Below are 18884 nucleotides of genomic sequence, written 5' to 3' on the forward strand. Positions count from 1 at the left end.
CCTAATGGAGACTAATTTGGCTTTACTATTACTATTAGCCCCCTTAGCAGGGTTTTTACTTAACATTTTTGCAGGGAAAAAACTGAGCAGAAACTTATCAGGCACATTAGGCACTATAGCTGTAGCGGTATCTTTTGCTGTTACGCTGTTTTTCTTTATGCAGGTAAGCAGTACCAAAGAACCTGTAATGGTTAACCTGTTTAAATGGATGACGCTGGCTAACTTTGATGTTAACTTTGCTTTTCAGCTTGACCAATTATCCTTACTGTGGTTAATGTTTGTTACCGGTATTGGTACACTTATTCACGTATATTCTATCAGCTATATGCATGATGATGAGAATATCCATAAATTCTTTGCTTACCTAAACCTGTTTATCTTCTTTATGATTACGCTGGTAATGGGTAGTAACCTGCTCATTATGTTCATCGGATGGGAAGGCGTTGGGCTTTGCTCTTACCTGCTTATTGGGTTTTGGTATAAAAATCAGGACTTTAACGATGCTGCTAAAAAGGCTTTCATCATGAACCGTATTGGTGACCTTGGTTTCCTTATCGGGATTTTCATCATAGGATATCTTTTCCATAGCGTAGATTATATCGATATTCAGAATGCAATAGTTTCAGGAAGTTTTGATGTAAACGACATAAACAATATGACTTGGCTTGGCGTTGCTACACTATGCCTTTTTATAGGTGCGTGTGGTAAAAGTGCACAAATACCGCTATACACATGGTTACCGGATGCAATGGCAGGACCAACACCGGTTTCGGCATTAATACACGCTGCCACGATGGTTACCGCAGGTATTTTTATGATTACCCGAATGAATTTTGTTTTTGATCTTACACCGGATGTTCAAAATATAATTGCCATAGTAGGTGCTGTTACTTCATTAATTGCTGCCTCTATCGGGCTGATGCAAAATGATATTAAAAAAGTACTTGCCTACTCTACCGTATCGCAATTGGGGCTTATGTTCCTTGCGCTTGGTTTGGGTGCCTATGAAATAGCTGTTTTCCACGTAATAACGCACGCTTTCTTTAAAGCCTGTCTGTTCTTAGGTTCAGGTTCGGTTATTCACGCTATGAGTGGCGAGCAGGATATGCGTAATATGGGTGGTCTTCGCAAAGTAATGAAGGTTACGTTTATTACATTCCTTATTGCTACACTTGCCATATCAGGTTTACCGCCATTCTCAGGTTTCTTCTCTAAAGACGAAATATTAATGACGGCTTTCCACCATAACAAACCCTTATGGGTTATTGGGTCGGTTGCCTCTATAATGACAGCATTTTATATGTTCCGCTTATTGTACCTTACTTTCTTTAAAGGTTTCAGAGGAACAGAAGAACAGAAACACCACCTGCACGAATCGCCTTCGCTTATCACTTTCCCGCTTGTAGTACTTGCTGTACTTGCTTTAGTAGGTGGTGCTATAAGCCTGCCGGGCAGTAGCTGGCTAAACGAGTATCTTGCGCCAATCATCAGCCATCCGGCAGAACACCATGCATTAGGTACTACCGAGTATATGCTGATGGGCGTTGCAGTAGTAGGTGCACTTGTAGGTATTGGGTTGGCGTATGCCAAATACATAAAACAAGGATTTGTACCGGTGCCGGATAACGAAATAACAGGTTTTGCCAAAGTAGTATATAATAAATTCTATGTAGATGAAATTTATACCGCAATTGTTGTAAAACCCATATATGCACTGGGTGCTTTCTTTAAAAATGTTACTGAAGTGGCACTTTCAGGCTTTATATTCGGGCTTGGTAAAGTTGCCAACGCAATAGGTGCACAAGGAAGAACCGTACAAAACGGAAGCATCGGTTTATATCTGTTTGTATTTGTATTGAGCGTATGCTCTATAATAGCTTATATCTTTTTAAAATAATTCATACCTGATGGACGTATCATTTATACTCATTATTCTATTATTCGGAGCAGTTGCTACTTACTTTGTGGGCGATAAATGGGCTTCTAAAGCCGCCTTACTATTCAGCACCGCAGCGTTTGCAGCTACTCTTTATGTGATATATCGTTATAATATAGGCGAAAAAGTAAGCTATTTTCATACCTGGATAAGCAAACCTCGTATTCTGTTGCACTTTCAAGCCGATAGCCTGTCGCTGGCTATGACAGCGCTTACCACAGTGCTTACACCAATAATTGTATTGACATCTTTTGGGAATATGTTCCCCAAAACAAAATCGTTCTATGCACTTATACTATTTATGGCGTTTGCCATGGTAGGGACTTTTTTAAGCACAGACGGTTTAGTATATTATATCTTCTGGGAATTATCATTAATACCAATATACTTTATAGCCCTTATATGGGGTAGCGGTGATGCCGAAAGCAGAAAAAAAGCAGTAGTAAAATTCTTTATCTACACGTTTGCCGGCTCGCTGTTTATGTTGGTTTCGTTTATATATTTATATACCAAAACAGGAAGTTTCCTTAACACACATTTATATAATGCACATCTTACGGAAAAAGAGCAGTTTTGGATATTCCTTGGATTCTTTTTAGCCTATGCTATCAAAATTCCTATTATACCCTTCCACACATGGCAGGCTAACGTATATCAAAAAGCTCCTGCCGTAGGTACTATGTTATTATCGGGTATTATGCTGAAAATGGCATTATACAGCATCGTGAGATGGCAACTGCCCATAGCACCACAGGCAGCAGCACAATACAAGTACATCTTTATAGCCCTGTGTATTGCAGGCGTTATATACGGTTCTATACTTGCGTTAAAACAAACTGACCTTAAAAAACTATTAGCCTACTCATCATTAGCACACGTTGGGCTTATTGCTGCAGGGGCATATACACTTACTATTGACGGATTTCGCGGTGCTTTCCTGCAAATGATAGCACACGGATTTGTAGTAGTTGGTTTATTCTACGCTGCCGAAATTATCTCACGCAGATACAACACAGGAGAAATTGCAGATATGGGCGGTATCAGAATACAGTCGCCAAAATTTGCATCCATGTTTATGATATTGGTTATGGCATCCGTTGCACTACCGTTAACCTTTAACTTTATAGGAGAATTTGAAGTACTGTACAGTTTGGCGCAAACCAATATCTGGTTTGGTGTTCTTGGCGGTACTACCATTATACTCGGTGCATTTTATATGCTGAGAATGTTCCAGCAGGTAATGCTTGGCGATAAAGGTGCAAAAGTATTTGCCGATGTTACATTTGGCGAAGGCTTTGTATTTGCACTTATCATTGGGGTATTGCTGTTTTTCGGAGTATATCCGAGCCCGATTGCTGATTTTATCACACCAGACCTACAAAAGGTATTATTACACATTAACCAGATTAATTAAGCCCATAAAAAATGAATACATTAATAGCTATTGCAGGATTAGGGATTTTATGCCTTATAGCTGAAATTTTCAATTTAAGGAAAGCCATTGTTCCGGTAACCATCATCGGGCTATTGGCAATACTGGGGCTTAACGTATCTGAATATATGGATCTTGGTCTGAATACCGCCATAATGGAGCGCAACGAAGGTTTTTACAACAACATGATTGTAAACAACAGTTTCGGTATGGCATTTACAGGGCTGTTTATAGTACTAACCATATTCCTCGTGGCAATGACACCCGAATTTCACAAAGGACACAAAGCTAAACTATCTGATTTTGTCGCAATAAAATTATTCCTGCTCACAGGAGCTATTGCTATGGTATCGTTTGGTAATCTTGCCATGTTCTTTTTAGGTATCGAAGTTTTATCGATATCACTGTATATACTTGCTGCAAGCGAACCGAAAAACCTGAAAAGCAACGAGGCAGGTATGAAATACTTCCTTATGGGAGCTTTTGCATCGGGTATTATCCTGTTTGGTATAGCCCTAATTTATGGTGCAACAGGCTCGTTTGACAATGCTGTTATTTATAGTGCCATATTGAGTGGCGACCTGCCCGGTTGGTTCTTTATCGGTATTGTAATGCTTACTATAGGATTACTCTTTAAAATAGCTGCTGCACCATTCCACATGTGGGCACCCGATGTGTACGAAGGTTCGCCTGCGTTAAACACTGCTACCATGAGTACACTGGCTAAAGTAGCTTCTATGGCAGCCTTTTTTAAACTAATGCGCAGCCTTAACCACGAAGTATCGGCAAGTTATGTAGCCATCATTATAACCGTATCAATACTCTCTATGACGGTGGGTAACTTTATGGCATTAAAACAAAACAACGTTAAGCGTATGCTTGCTTTTTCGGGTATATCGCATGCCGGTTTTATGCTTATGGTACTGCTAAACCCTCCGGCAATGTCGGGCGTACTCTTCTACTACGCAGCAGCCTATGCCCTTGCGGGTATTGCAGCCTTTGCCGTAATACTATATGTTACCGCCAATAAAGAAAACGAAGATATATACCAGTTTAACGGATTGGGTAAAACCAGCCCGCTCATGGCAGCTACACTAACCTTAGCATTACTCTCTATGGCAGGTATCCCAATACTGTCAGGATTCTTTGCCAAGTTCTTCCTGTTTAGCGAAGTGCTGAAAACAGGCAACGTACTCATTGTAATAGTAGCCGTAGCCAACTCTATAGTAAGTGTGGGCTACTACTTTAAGCTGATACTTGCCATGTACACTAAAGACGCTGCCGAAAACACACAAAAAGTACCTGCGGCATACGGCATAGTAGCAGTACTGTCCATATTACTCACTATTGCTATAGGGCTTTATCCTGATGCTTTACTGGGATTATTAAAGTAATATTATCTTTCACGATACACAGGCGCAAACCTGAAAAATATACGCTATCTTTGCGCCTTCTAAGCCAAACCGCCTATGAAAATGGGCGGTTTTATATTTTGCAATACCATGAACATGAAAAAAATTGTGGAGTACAGAAAGTTACTCGACGTTACCAAAGCAGCCACCCTAAAGGAGCTAAAGACTATTTACAGGAACAGCATGAAAGAATGCCACCCCGATACCTGTACCACTGAAGAAGAAACACTGGCTGCCGAAGAAAAAAGCAAGGCTATTATAGAAGCCTACCATTTTTTGGTGAGTGTTGCGCCTGAAACTGCCGAGAAAAACCAAGCGGAATATACCAAGACTACAACTACAGCGGGGATATTGGATTTCTATATGGAAAACCAAGCCCTGTACATTAATTTTACAGATGGCAGTTGCTACGAATATTTTGGCGTACCCAAAAACATATACATCAAGATGGTAAATGCAGAGTCGCCGGCACGTTTTGCCCGTAGGCACATATATGGCACCTACCTGTACCGTAGCGCGGTTAAAATAGTAGCGGGAGAGTAATATCGCATCGATATAATACAGAAAAGGCACTGTTACAAAAGTGTAATGCTGAACGAAATGTAATGGCGTGAAGCATCTCATCATTTAGATAAGTCATAGATTCTTCCTTCGTCAGAATGACAAAAATGCTTCGTCAGAATGACAAAAGCCTCCTGATGGGAGGCTTTTGTTATTTTAGGACACTTACTATAAATACTTTTTAAGTACGGCTTCTTTTTGTTGTGGCAGTGTTGCAAGCTCTTGCTCTAGCATTTGTATTTGCTGCTCTATTGCTTCTATCTCGGCAACGATTTTTTGTTGTTCGGAAATAGGTGGTAACGGAATTTTAAAGTCTTCTAATTGCGTTTTAGTTATTGCTTCTCTTGTTGAACTATTATCTGCTAAAACAAGTAATTCACTTTTATATTTAGAACTTACTAATATTTGTTGAACATATTTAGAGAGTACATTCTCATTTGTCCTTATAATTGCTACATGCTGATTAACGCGTGCAGGCAGATAAGACTTATCAACGATACAACATCTTGCGACAGATGCTCCTGTAATATTAAATAATATGTCATTTTCTTTTACAGTAACACCATCTAATTTTTTTGCCTGTTCATTGTCTATAAAAACTAAGCCTTTTTTGACAAATTGATTATCATGAACATTTTGGCTTCGAATCAAACTTATCCCTTGTGATATATAAGAAGACTCCCCTCCGCGAGGGGTTGAGCCACTCCCTATTTTTAAAGTTACTTCTTTCAATCTTGTAATTAATCCAGATGTTAAATCAATAACTTTATCCTTACTATTATTTAACTTATCTATCTGTTCCTTTATCTCCTCCTCTCTCTTCTCTACAACCGCTATCTCGGCTACAATTTTTTCCTGTATTTCTTTGGGTGGGAGGGGGATTTTAACCCCTGCTAAATCATCTCCATATACGTGTGGCTGTGCCTGCCCTCTTTGTAAACCGTATAACTCTTTTTGAATAGCATTCAGAAAAAGATATATCAACTTAGTTTCTATTTTAGTTTCATCTTTACTAATAATAGTATTACAATCTGACGCAAATATTGGCGTTTCAAAATAATTAACATATCCTGAATAAGCCCCTGATGCACTCACTGTAATAACATTGCCCTCTCTGTTGGCTTCGTTATGAAAGTAGGCTGGTTCTTGTCCTCCTGCAACTACCGGAATAGTCCCCGATTGGGTTTTCTCTTTGGTAATAGAAGTTCCTTTCTTAATATCAGCAATATCGGAAAGAACAATTAATTTATCTGTTCCCCATATCTCATCATATCTCACTTTTTTTTTAACCGAAAGTGAAATGTTTTTTTCAAACTCCACACGGTCAAAAGTCAGCATATCTACCAGCCTGTGGCGGGTAATGTTGTTTTGCAGTGTTTCGTGTATGGGGTAGTTAAAATCGCCCTCAAAAGCTTTATGCACATAGGTACTGGCTTTTTCGGGGTTGTCAAAAATATCGGGGTCAAACATTTGGGTGCATTCTTCTATGCTCTTACCGCGCTGTATGGGGTGTATGCCCTCGCTGCCCCTTCGGTTGCTAAACTCGTAGCCCAAAAAGCGTTTTTCGGCATCTTTACTGCCGCTTTTTATCAGTACTGTTTTTTGGTTGTAGGTAAGTATAAAGTAAAATAGTTTTTCTTTCTCCTTTTCCAGTACGGCATCCCAAAAAGCGGTGTCGTTGGTGGCTTTTATTTTCTTTTTATAATCGGTGTACAGTTCGTGTGCCTGCACCACCTCGTTAGGAGTTTTGTTTACCAATGTTTGGTAATCGGCAAGGGTTAGCCCCTCCCACACATAGGCAGCATATTTTGCCATGGGTTGCTCTATACCGTTTATGGTAACATCTTTACCCGCTGCAAAAGTAGTATCGGTAAGCACGTGTATGCGTTCGGCAAGTTCGTTACTGCGCCTTCTCAGGAACAGCGTTACGGTATTGGTACCTGTTGCCATAAAGGTATTGGAGCCCAACTCGGTAATGGCTACAATATCAAAATATTTCAAAATTATTTCTCTTGCCTTAGTATAAATACCCGTGTTGCTCAAAATACTGCTGGGCAGGATAATGCCGGCTATACCGTCATTTTTCAGGAGTTGCTTGGTTCTTTCTATAAACAGGCATTCTATCTGGCTGCTTTGGTCAGTAAGCAGGTCATACAACTCAAAATCTTTTTCTACCTCCCTGAGTGTACCTTTAAATGCCGATACCGAATAGGGCGGGTTAGAAATTACAACATCAAACTGCTTGTTTTCCTGCGGATAAAATTTATCGCGGTGCTGTAACCTGCCTTTATATTCGGGGGCTGTAAAGCGTGCCAGTCCGTCGCCGTGTATTACCTGCGCCAGTCCGTCGCCATGCAGGTAGCAACCCACCTTGCCCACTTTTACCAGGCGGTAGTCTTTTTCTATACCATATACATAGTGAAAAGCCCAATCAAAATGCGCCGAGTGCCATTTTTTTAATTCGCGTGCTGTTTTATCAATATAATCATCGGGGCTAATTGTGTTAATAATGCCCTGTATTTCGTGCATACTCTCGGTTAAAAAATGTCCGCTGCCCGCTGCATAATCCATTATGGTTGGCAACAGGTCGTTGGCATCGCCGCGTTTCAGTTTTTCGTGTACCAGTTTTTGTAACGGTATGCTTTTTATAATAAACTGCGCTACGGGAACAGGTGTAAAAAACTGTCCACTCTCCTGCTTTAACCCTGTGGTAAGCAGCATCTCAAAAAAATCGGAAAGGTACTGGTGCCTTTTGGTATAGCGTATTTTGTAGCCCTGCAACAGTTCTACAATCTTTTTTACTACAATGGCATTATCCTGAAAAGAATCATCATCAAATACCTCTTTTATGGCAAACTCATTGTTTTTCTTTAAGCGCAGTTCGGTAAGCTGGTCTAATATTTTTTGCTTTGCGCCTTGGTCATGAATAAGATACCCAAATTTATCTTCAAAATCTTCATCGGACATATCGCTTACTTCTTTCTCCAAAAATTCGCGCATCCCCTTTCGGTATAAATCGGTAAGCCTTTTTTGGAAAGGAATATGATCATCCTTTCCTTCCAGCCACTGAAATTTTAGCTCTTCATTGAGGTTTGTCGATTTTTCGTCATAAATTTTACAGAGAAACAGCGTGAATATTTTATTAAACGCATTGGGTTTATCCGAGACTACATTGTGCCGTAATATTTCTAAAAACTGGTTGAATATAAAACTGCTGTCTTCCTGTTTTATTTCTTTTAATGCCTTTGGCGTTAATGCCTTGCTCTGAAACCCGTAAGGCGAAACCCAATTATCAAACACCCCGTTATTCTTAGGAATTTTGCTCCAGCGGTCATAAAAATCCTTAACATTGGTGGTTTGCCTGTAATCGTCTTCTATCTTAACTATTTCATTACGATAATGTACGGCACCTTTGGTGTCCGTTTCAGAGGCATACAGCATTAGCACATCGGCACTTCTGTCCTGCTGAAAATAAGTAAAAAGCTGTCCTCCGTCTTTATATATGCGTTTTAGTTCTTTTTCAAATTCGGCACCCCAGGTTTTGCACTCAATCATCATATAGGCAGAGCCATCGGTACGTGTTACAAGAATATCAAGCCTTCCGCTTGTGCCATGACCTGTAGCCCATGTTTTTTCAAGTACTATATTTTGAGGCTGATACCCTTTCTCTAAAAGTCGGTTTACACATTCCAGCACGACCCAATTTTCTTTTTGCGAAAAATTCAGCGTGGTTTTACTGTCCGAAATAATTAAATCGCCATAATTAAACCTTTCGTTTTCAAAATCAATTTCAATACAATAGTCATCACAGGAAGCATATTTTTTATGATATATTCCTGAAGTATTGTCTTTTGGAGAAAATCCGAGTTTATATAAAAGCGTTTTAAAAGGCATATTATTTTCTAATTGTAAACAAATATAAGGTATATATGAAATTATTTTCAATTACACAACAAAGTTTTTATCATACTTTTTAACACTCATCTGATATACAACTATTTAATTTAGATTATTTTCTTACAATCTACTTGATTAATGGTTACTCAATTCTCCTCTCCTCACACCCCGAAAACGTTTTCTTTTATTTATATTTACAGCACCAAAAAAACCATTTAGCCCATGAGTAACGCTTACAAACTTACGGTAAACGGCACTACTACTTTTGATGTTACCCACGAAGAGCTTTCACAGCTCGACGCCATCAGTACAGCACCGGATAATTACCATATTTTAAAAGACAACAAACCCTTTAAGGCAGCTATTACCCAAACCAACTTTCTCGCAAAACAATATACGGTAACCGTAAACAACAATACCTATACCGTACACATTGCCAATGCCCTCGACCAGCTTATTACAGCTATGGGCTTCGAGATAGGTGCAGCAAAACAGGTAAACGAGATAAAAGCACCCATACCAGGACTTATACTCGAAATAAACGTTACCGTAGGGCAGGAAGTACAGGAAAACGACACCTTGCTGGTACTGGAGGCTATGAAAATGGAAAACACCTTCCACTCACCCAGAGCAGGCGTTATAAAGTCGATTGCCGTGAGCAAAGGCGACGCTGTAGATAAAGGTCAGTTACTAATCGAATTTGAATAGCATGAAAAAGATACTTGTAGCCAACAGGGGCGAAATTGCCATAAGGGTAATGGAAACCGCCAAGAAAATGGGCATCAAAACCGTTGCCGTTTTTTCGACAGCCGACAGAAATGCACCGCATGTAAAATTTGCCGACGAAGCCGTTTGCATAGGCGAAGCTCCATCCAGCCAATCGTACCTTTTGGGCGATAAAATTATAGCAGTTGCCAAAGAGTTGGGAGTGGATGGCATACATCCCGGATATGGATTTTTGAGCGAGAACGCCACCTTTGCCGAAGCGGTAGAAAGCAGCGGTATTACCTTTATAGGGCCACGCAGCAAAGCCATCCGTATTATGGGTAGTAAGCTCGCAGCCAAAGACGCCGTAAAAGGCTACGACATCCCTATGGTTCCCGGTATAGACGAAGCCATTACCGATGTAGCAAAAGCACAGGAAGCAGCCGTAAACATTGGTTTCCCTATCCTGATAAAAGCCTCGGCAGGAGGCGGTGGTAAGGGTATGCGTATTGTGGAGAAAGAAGCCGATTTTGTTCCGCAAATGGAACGCGCTATCAGTGAGGCAACCTCAGCCTTTGGCGATGGCTCTGTTTTTATCGAAAAATATGTAGGCTCGCCACGCCATATCGAAATACAGGTAATGGCAGACAGCCACGGTAATATACTCTACCTTTTTGAAAGAGAATGCAGCGTACAACGCCGTCACCAAAAAGTGGTGGAAGAAGCACCAAGTGCGGTACTTACACCAGAAATCAGAAAAGCAATGGGCGAAGCTGCCGTTAAAGTAGCTAAAGCCTGCGATTACCTTGGTGCGGGTACCGTAGAATTTTTATTAGACGAAAATAAAAATTTCTATTTCCTGGAAATGAATACCCGCCTGCAAGTAGAGCACCCTGTTACCGAAATGATTACAGGACTTGACCTTGTAGAGCTACAAATAAAAGTAGCACGTGGCGAAGCACTCGATATTAAACAAGAAGATTTACAGATAAACGGTCATGCATTGGAACTTCGTGTATATGCCGAAGACGCTTTAAATGACTTTGCGCCAAGCGTAGGACATTTGGATGTATATCAAATTCCTGTAGGGAAAGGCATACGTGTAGATAATGGTTTTGAGCAAGGTATGGATGTGCCTATTTATTATGACCCTATGCTTGCGAAACTGATTACTTACGGCAAAACGCGTGAAGAAGCTATAGAATTAATGATAGAGGCTATTGCCGATTATAAAGTAGAAGGCATTAGCACTACCCTACCTTTCGGTACGTTTGTATGCGAACACGAAGCATTCCGTTCAGGAGATTTCGACACACATTTCGTTAAGAAATACTACGATGCCGAAAAACTAAAATCGCAGATGGATAACGAGGCGGAAATTGCTGCCTATGTTGCCCTGAAACAATATTTGGAAGACCAGAAAATTTTACGACTGCCAATACAGTAAACTCATGGAAGACAAAATAAAAGTATTAAACGATAAAATCGCTCAGGCACATTTAGGCGGAGGCGAGAAACGAATAGCAAAACAGCACGAAAAGAAAAAACTTACCGCCCGTGAACGTGTGGAATACCTGATGGACGAAGGTTCTTTTGAAGAAATTGGTATGCTGGTTACCCACCGTACTACCGATTTTGGCATGGAAAAAGAGCAGTACTATGGCGATGGTGTTATTACAGGTTATGGTACTATAAATGGACGTTTGGTATATGTTTTCGCGCAGGATTTTACCGTATTTGGCGGTGCATTATCTGAAACGCATGCCGAAAAAATATGCAAAGTAATGGATATGGCTGTAAAAAACGGCGCGCCTATGATAGGGCTTAACGACTCCGGTGGGGCGCGTATTCAGGAAGGTGTACGCTCCTTAGGCGGTTATGCCGATATTTTTTACCGCAATGTGCAAAGCAGCGGGGTAATTCCGCAAATATCAGCTATAATGGGTCCTTGTGCGGGTGGCGCAGTGTACTCCCCTGCCATGACTGATTTTACTATGATGGTAGAGAACACCAGTTATATGTTTGTTACCGGTCCTAACGTAGTAAAAACCGTAACTAACGAAAATGTAACCAGCGAAGAACTGGGCGGTGCCAGCACACACAGTACAAAATCGGGGGTGGCGCACATTACATCATCTAACGATGTGGAATGTTTGGAAGACATCAAAAAACTGTTGAGTTATTTACCTCAAAATAACAGAGAAACTACGCCTAAAATAGATTTTGATTTAAATGATGAAGTACGTGACGTACTTTCAGGTATTATACCCGATAGTGCCAATAAGCCTTATGATATGCATAATGTTATTAAAGGCATCATTGACGAAGATTCATTCTACGAAGTACATAAAAACTACGCCGAGAACATTCTTGTAGGTTTTGCCCGCATTGGCGGCAGAAGCATTGGTATTGTGGCAAATCAGCCTATGTATTTAGCAGGTGTACTGGATGTAAACAGCTCTACCAAAGCAGCACGTTTTACCCGTTTTTGCGACTGCTTTAATATTCCGCTATTAGTGTTGGTCGATGTACCGGGCTTCCTGCCGGGTACTAACCAAGAGTGGAACGGTATTATAGTACACGGCGCAAAACTGCTGTATGCACTTAGCGAGGCAACCGTGCCGAGAGTAACGGTTATTACCCGTAAGGCTTATGGCGGTGCGTATGACGTAATGAACTCGAAACACATTGGTGCCGATATGAACTTTGCATGGCCAACGGCAGAAATTGCGGTTATGGGGGCTAAGGGCGCGAGTGAAATTATCTTTAAGCGCGAAATATCGGAAGCGGAAGACCCTGCTGCAAAACTATTGGAGAAAGAAGCTGAGTATGCCGAGAAGTTTGCCAACCCCTACAGGGCGGCACAACGTGGTTTTATAGACGAGGTTATCCTGCCGAAAGATACCCGCAGAAAGCTGATAAAAGCATTTAGCATGCTGGAGAATAAAAAGGTAGAAACTCCTAACCGTAAACACGGTAATATCCCATTGTAATTTTTTACATAAATATAAAATACAAAACCCTCCAAAATCAATGACTTTGGAGGGTTTCTCAAAATTAACCAAACTTAACAATCAAACATTTAATTCCATCCGCCTCCTAAGGCACGGTATATAGTAACCATTGCACTCATTTGCTGCATTTTGGTTTCTATCAATTCAAATCTCGATTCGAGCGCGTCACGTTGCGTAAGCAATACTTCCATATAATCGGCTCTTGCCGAGCTGAACAAATCATTCGAAATAGCAATCGATTCGGTAAGTGCTTTTACTTCCTGCGATTTTAAATCATAGGCTTTCCCCATATTATCAATCTTAGCTAACTGATTGGCAACTTCTATATATGCATTCAAAATAGTACGCTCGTAGTTATAAATTGCCTGTATCTGCTTGGCATTGGCGCTGCTGTATGCTGCTTTTATAGCATTTCTGTTTATCAACGGTGCTGCCAAATCGCCTGCTATAGAATACAGTAACGACTCCGGTTTTACCAAATAACTTGGGTCAAAAGCACGGTAACCTATTCCTGCCGAGATACCCAATGACGGATAAAATCGTGCTTTAGCTGATTTCACATCCAGTTTTGCAGCAGCCAGTTCCAGTTCGGCTTGCTTTACATCTGGTCGGTTTTCCAATAGGTGTGAAGGAATACCTGCCTGAATAACATTGGGTACTATATCATTAAACTTCTGAGAACTTCTTGCTACAGGCTGCGGAAATCGTCCTACCAGGAAGTTAATCCTGTTTTCGGTTTCTGTAATCTTCTGCTGAATAGCATACTGAAGGCTTCGGGTATTTAGCACCTGCGCTTCAAACCTGCGTACGGCAAGCTCTGTAACCCTTGCCGATTGTTTTTGCAGCTTTACTATTTCCAACGCATTACCTTGTATCTCGATATTCTGCTTTAGGATAGCCAACTGATTATCGAGCGCCAGCAATTCATAATAAGTATTGGCAATTTCGGCAACCAAATTGGTCACCATAAAGTTCCTGCCCTCAACAGTAGAAAGGTATCGGCTCACTGCTGCTTTTTTGGCATTGTGCAGTTTGCCCCACACATCCACTTCCCAAGTGGCATAAGCTCCCACCATATAATCCTGCAACGGCTCGGGCATTTCTTTACCGGGTTTAATTTCGGTAGTGGCTTCGCTCGCTCCCCTACTGGTAAAACGTGCTACTTTATCAACTCCTGCACCTCCGTTTAAACCTACAAAGGGTAAGTATTCTCCTTTTTTGGTTTTTACCTCATTTTGAGAAATTTGAATTTCCTGTAACATAATGTTCAACTCCTGATTGTTGCTCAGTGCTGTTTCAATAAGGGTATCAAGATACGGGTCGGTAAAATAATCCCTCCATTTTACCTGAGCCGTATTAACGGTATCCTGAGAAGTGTTATACATCGCAGGAACATTAGTATTTGCTGCCCTTTGCGCTGCATCCGGAAGTTTACATCCTGTAAAGGCTAACATTACGAAGGCTATGCCTGCATATATGCCTATTCTCTTATTCAATATCTTCATCGCTTTTTTCTTTATTTTGGAAATTATCAATCATGTGTACAAATTCTTCTGATAAAGAACCGTCGTCTTCAAACTGTATTAGTTGCCTTCCGTGTGCGAGTGAGCCAAAAATAAAGTACAGTCCGGGTACGATAATTACCCCGAAAATTGTTCCGAAAAGCATCCCTCCAAGCGCAGCAGAGCCGAGTGTTTTGTTACCAATAGCCCCTGCACCCGTAGCAAGCATTAACGGAATCAATCCGGCAATAAAGGCAAATGATGTCATCAAAATAGGTCGGAAACGTACTTTAGCGCCTTCTATGGCTGCTTCAAATATGGTAGCCCCTTCATGGTGTTTTTGTACGGCAAACTCTACTATCAGTACCGCATTCTTACCGAGCAGCCCGACGAGCATGATGAGCCCTATCTGGGCATAAATATCATTTTGAAGCCCCATTACTTCAAGCAACAGGAACGAACCGAAAACTCCCACAGGAAGCGAGAACACAACTGCAAGCGGAATAATGAAACTTTCATACTGTGCCGCTAACACAAAGTAAACGAACACCAATACTATCAAAAAGATGTAAATGGATTCGTTACCTCTGTTTGCCTCATCATAAGAAAGTCCTTCCCATGCAATGTCATATCCTTTTGGTAAGGTTTCTTTCGCAACTTCACGAACTGCCTCAATGGCATCGGCAGTAGTATAGCCTTTTGCAGGAAGTCCCTGAATGGCTGCCGAGTTGTACATATTGTAACGGGTAATTTCGTTTGGCCCCTGTCGCTTTTCGAGCCTCATGAATGCCGAATACGGAACCATCTCACCATGATCGTTTTTCACAAAAAGATTCAGTACATCCGAAGGAAGCCTTCTGAATTTGGGGTCGGACTGTACATATACTTTAAAGAAACGATCAAACTTAATAAAGCCCTGCTCATAGGTACTGCCTATCAAAATATCAAGGTTTTCCATTGCCTTACCTATAGATACTCCTTTTTGCATGGCAAGGTCGTTGTCTATTTTCAGTTCATACTGCGGGTAGTTGGCTGCAAAGAAGGTAAACAGCCCTGACAGTTCTTTACGCTTACCTAAATCATCCATGAATTTTTTATTTATTTTATCAAAATCCTGATAATCGGTAGTCGTATTTTTATCTAACAGACGTAGTGAGAAACCTCCTGACGAACCGAATCCGGGGATGGCGGGCGGTTCAAAAAATTCTATTTTTGCTCCAAGTCCTTTAGATTTTTCTTCCAATTCTTCCATTATCTCGGTTACTTTGTGTTCTCTCTCATCCCAAGGTTTAAGATTGATAAGACACGTACCCGCGTTAGACCCCCTGCCCTCGGTCATAATCTCATAACCGGCAAGCGATGATACTGATTCTACTCCTTCTATTTCTTCACATATTTTTTGAAGTCTTTGCGATACCTGGTTGGTAGTTTCCAGTGTAGAGCCGGGAGGCGTTTGGATAATGGCGTAAATTGTACCTTGGTCTTCACTTGGTATAAATCCTGAGGGAAGTATTTTATTTACAAAGAAGGTGCCTGCACAAAATGCAATTAATATGGCAAATGTAACTACCCTCCTGTTCACTATGCGCCTTAACAGTTTTTCATACTTTCCTGTAAGTTTATCGAAGCTGCTGTTAAACTTGTCCAGGCCTTTAGACAGGAAGTTCTTTTTCTTTTCTTTACCGTGATTGTTTTTTAACAGCATGGCACACAGTACCGGTGTGAGCGTAAGCGCTATAATTGCCGAAATAACAATGGCGCTTGCCATAGTAATGGAGAACTGGCGGTAGAATGTTCCTACAGGACCGGACATAAACGATATGGGTAAAAATACCGATACCATAACCGCTGTAATGGCTATAATAGCCCCGCTGATTTCGCCCAATACTTTTTTCACAGCCATGTATGGCGTTATGTGCGGAAACTCTTCAAATTTGGCGTGCACCGCCTCAACGACGACGATAGCGTCATCTACCACAATACCTATTGCCAAGACCAAAGCAAACATGGTAACCATGTTGATGGAGATTCCGAAAAACTGGATGACAAAGAAGGCTCCTATCAACGATACCGGAACGGCTAATATAGGAATCAGCGTAGAACGCCAGTCGCCCAAAAATATAAATACTACTAAGGCTACCAGTATAAAGGCATCTCGTAAAGTATCGATAACCTGATCTATAGAGGCATCCAAGAACTTAGAAACGTCATAACTGATTTTATAATCCATGCCGGGAGGAAAGGTTTCTTTCATTTCCTCAAGCTTCGCTTTTACCTCCTCAATTACATCGCTGGCATTACTGCCGTAATTTTGTTTTAATACAATAGATGCCGAAGGGTGCCCGTCCAGATTAGAGTAGATGTCAAAAAACTCGCTACCCAGTTCAGCACGACCGATATCTTTCAGGCGAATTGCCTCACCTTCCGCATTCGCACGAATGATGATGTTTTCGTACTCTTCCGGTTCACTAAACCTTCCTTTATAGGTTAACACATATTCTAAGGATTGGGCATCAATACCGGAGCTTTGCCCTATACGCCCCGGACGCCCCACAATACTTTGCTCGCCCAAGGCTTCCATAACTTCATCTACAGAAACCTGGTAGGCTCTCATTCGGTCAGGGTTCAGCCAAATACGCATGGCATAGGTTCGGCTGCCTAATATTTGCGACCTTGCCACCCCTTTTATCCTGTTGATTTCGGGAATCATTTTTACGTTGGCATAGTTGTACAGGAATTTTTCATCCATGTTTTTGCCTGTTGCATACAGGTTAACATACATCAACATACTGGGCTGGATGGGGGTAATAACGACTCCTTCGCGCTGTACAAGTTCGGGTAAAAGGGGCATAACCTGATCGACCCTTGTTTTGACCCTTATAACTGCTTGATTAGGGTCGGTACCCGGTTCGAAAATTATTCTTAATGTGGCTTCTCCCGCACTGGTGGCATCTGTTGCCATATAGCGCATACCCTGAACACCGTTTATTGAGTTCTCTAATGTAATCAGTGTCGATTTTACTAATACATCGGCACTGGAACCGGGATAAGCAATAAAAATATTTACTGTTGTTGGCGCAATTTCGGGAAACTGCGAGGTTGGCAATTGCTTGATTGCCAGCGTACCCATAAAAACAATCATAATCGAAATTACTATCGCAAATACAGGTCGGTGTATGAATTTACTAAACATTTGTTGTCTTTTTAAGTTATTCGATTATTCTGCATATAGCTCCAAATGCGATATAACATATTCCGGCTTCTCCAGCTTATATTCTATTTTCTCATTTTCTTTTACTAAGCGTAAGCCTTCCAGAAGAATCTTATCATTTAAAGATAGCCCTTCACTAATAATGAAGATATGAGGCAGTTCTGCCGCAATTTTAATCTCTCTGGATTGTATTTTATTATCTTTTGTTATTACATAAACATATTTTTTGTCAAGCACTTCAAACGTGGCTTTTTGAGGAATGATGAGGGCATTTTTCAAAGGTGTTGTCAGGTGTATATTACCTGTTTCGCCATGCCTCAACAACCCATCCGGATTAGGAAATGTTGCCCTGAAAGGTATGTTTCCCGTTTCGTTATTAAAGTCGGCTTCAATTGTTTCTATCACTCCGGGATATTTAAACATTTTATTATTAGCCATCAGCAGGTTTACTTTTTGCTTGTCATGATTTTCCGCTTTGGTTTTATAATCCAGATATTCCGCTTCGGGTACGTTAAAGTAAACCCACATTTTGCTGTTGTCTGAAAAGTTGGTAAGCAATTCGCCTTCTTCTATAAGGCTGCCTAACCGTACGTGGAAACGGTCGATAATGCCGTCAAAAGGCGCTCGTATCTCCGTAAAATCCAAATGAACCTGAGTTAGCGAGAGTTCTGCTTTGGCTTTATCAAATTTGGCTTTTGCCATAGCCAGCTCGTTTGGAGCTACTACATTACTGTCGGCAAGCCTTTTTGTATTCTGGTATTCAATTTCGGCAAAGTTGGCTTCTGCCTTGGCTCTTTGCATTTCTGCTTCGTATAGCCTGGGCATAATTTTAAACAGTAGTTGTCCTTTTTTTACAAAGTCGCCTTCATCCACATAAATTTTTTCTAAGTAGCCTCTTTCCTGTGCCCTTAGTTCGATGTGTTGTATCGATCGAACCTGACAAACATAATCTTGTGTCATTGTGGTATCCATCTTTACCGGATTGGTAACCAGAAATTCCGTTTTTTCTTCTTTACCTTCTTTTTCAGTTTTGCAGCTTGTAATGCACAACAAAGCGCACAAACCCATGATCATGAAAATTCGCTTCATAATAATTTTACTTTTTTAAAAACAGTATGATTTTTTTGAGATTTGTGTGTAACTAACACACGCTTTCAGCACCCTGTAGGCTATATGCTACGGAGAATACTGAACAGTTAAAATGACAGAGAGAT

Annotated in this window: 11 protein-coding genes; 7 read left to right on the forward strand and 4 right to left on the reverse strand. The window is 40.9% G+C overall.

The annotated features are described in order from the left end of the window. Positions 1–4: 4 nt before the first annotated feature. The 4 genes from nuoL (at position 5) to E0W68_RS02865 (ending at position 5323) form a co-directional block, all read left to right on the forward strand. The gene (nuoL, locus tag E0W68_RS02850) at positions 5–1897 is read left to right on the forward strand and encodes an NADH-quinone oxidoreductase subunit L (RefSeq protein WP_135217887.1); all 1893 of its coding nucleotides are present in this window, start codon (positions 5–7) and stop codon (positions 1895–1897) included. A gap of 10 nt (positions 1898–1907) precedes the next feature. Continuing rightward, a complete protein-coding gene (locus E0W68_RS02855) occupies positions 1908–3350 on the forward strand; it encodes a complex I subunit 4 family protein (protein ID WP_135217888.1) in 1443 nt (480 codons plus the stop codon). Between the two features lie 11 nt (positions 3351–3361). Then, positions 3362–4762 (forward strand): NADH-quinone oxidoreductase subunit N, encoded by a 1401-nt coding sequence (locus E0W68_RS02860; protein ID WP_135217889.1) that lies wholly within the window; start codon positions 3362–3364, stop codon positions 4760–4762. Positions 4763–4876: 114 nt separating this feature from the next. Beyond that, positions 4877–5323: a KTSC domain-containing protein gene (locus E0W68_RS02865; RefSeq protein WP_135217890.1), complete on the forward strand. Its 447-nt coding sequence runs from the start codon at positions 4877–4879 to the stop codon at positions 5321–5323. Between the two features lie 186 nt (positions 5324–5509). On the opposite strand, the gene E0W68_RS02870 is transcribed toward E0W68_RS02865, so the two are convergent. Beyond that, positions 5510–9235 (reverse strand): restriction endonuclease subunit S, encoded by a 3726-nt coding sequence (locus tag E0W68_RS02870; protein WP_135217891.1) that lies wholly within the window; start codon positions 9233–9235, stop codon positions 5510–5512. 225 nt (positions 9236–9460) lie between these two features. On the opposite strand from E0W68_RS02870, the gene E0W68_RS02875 reads away from it, so the two are divergent. Genes E0W68_RS02875 through E0W68_RS02885 form a run of 3 tightly spaced genes read left to right on the forward strand, consistent with a single transcriptional unit; the run spans position 9461 to position 12936 of the window. Further along, entirely contained in the window at positions 9461–9946 is a 486-nt protein-coding gene (locus E0W68_RS02875; RefSeq protein WP_135217892.1) for an acetyl-CoA carboxylase biotin carboxyl carrier protein subunit, read from the forward strand. Between the two features lies 1 nt (position 9947). Next, entirely contained in the window at positions 9948–11390 is a 1443-nt protein-coding gene (accC, locus tag E0W68_RS02880) for an acetyl-CoA carboxylase biotin carboxylase subunit (protein WP_135217893.1), read from the forward strand. 4 nt (positions 11391–11394) lie between these two features. Beyond that, positions 11395–12936 (forward strand): acyl-CoA carboxylase subunit beta, encoded by a 1542-nt coding sequence (locus tag E0W68_RS02885; protein WP_135217894.1) that lies wholly within the window; start codon positions 11395–11397, stop codon positions 12934–12936. Positions 12937–13025: 89 nt separating this feature from the next. Here the strand turns inward: E0W68_RS02885 and E0W68_RS02890 are convergent, their stop codons facing one another. From E0W68_RS02890 to E0W68_RS02900, 3 genes are read right to left on the reverse strand one after another with little or no spacing between them, the layout of a single operon-like run. Continuing rightward, entirely contained in the window at positions 13026–14462 is a 1437-nt protein-coding gene (locus E0W68_RS02890; protein ID WP_192824542.1) for a TolC family protein, read from the reverse strand. Beyond that, complete coding sequence (locus E0W68_RS02895; RefSeq protein ID WP_135217895.1) at positions 14446–17652, reverse strand: efflux RND transporter permease subunit; 3207 nt, start codon at positions 17650–17652, stop codon at positions 14446–14448. Before E0W68_RS02895 ends, E0W68_RS02890 begins: the two co-directional genes overlap by 17 nt. Positions 17653–17676: 24 nt before the next feature. Further along, complete coding sequence (locus tag E0W68_RS02900; RefSeq protein WP_135217896.1) at positions 17677–18759, reverse strand: efflux RND transporter periplasmic adaptor subunit; 1083 nt, start codon at positions 18757–18759, stop codon at positions 17677–17679. Positions 18760–18884 lie beyond the last annotated feature (125 nt).

The organism is Flavobacterium salilacus subsp. salilacus (assembly GCF_004634195.1).
GTDB classification, from domain to species: Bacteria; Bacteroidota; Bacteroidia; order Flavobacteriales; family Flavobacteriaceae; genus Flavobacterium; species Flavobacterium salilacus.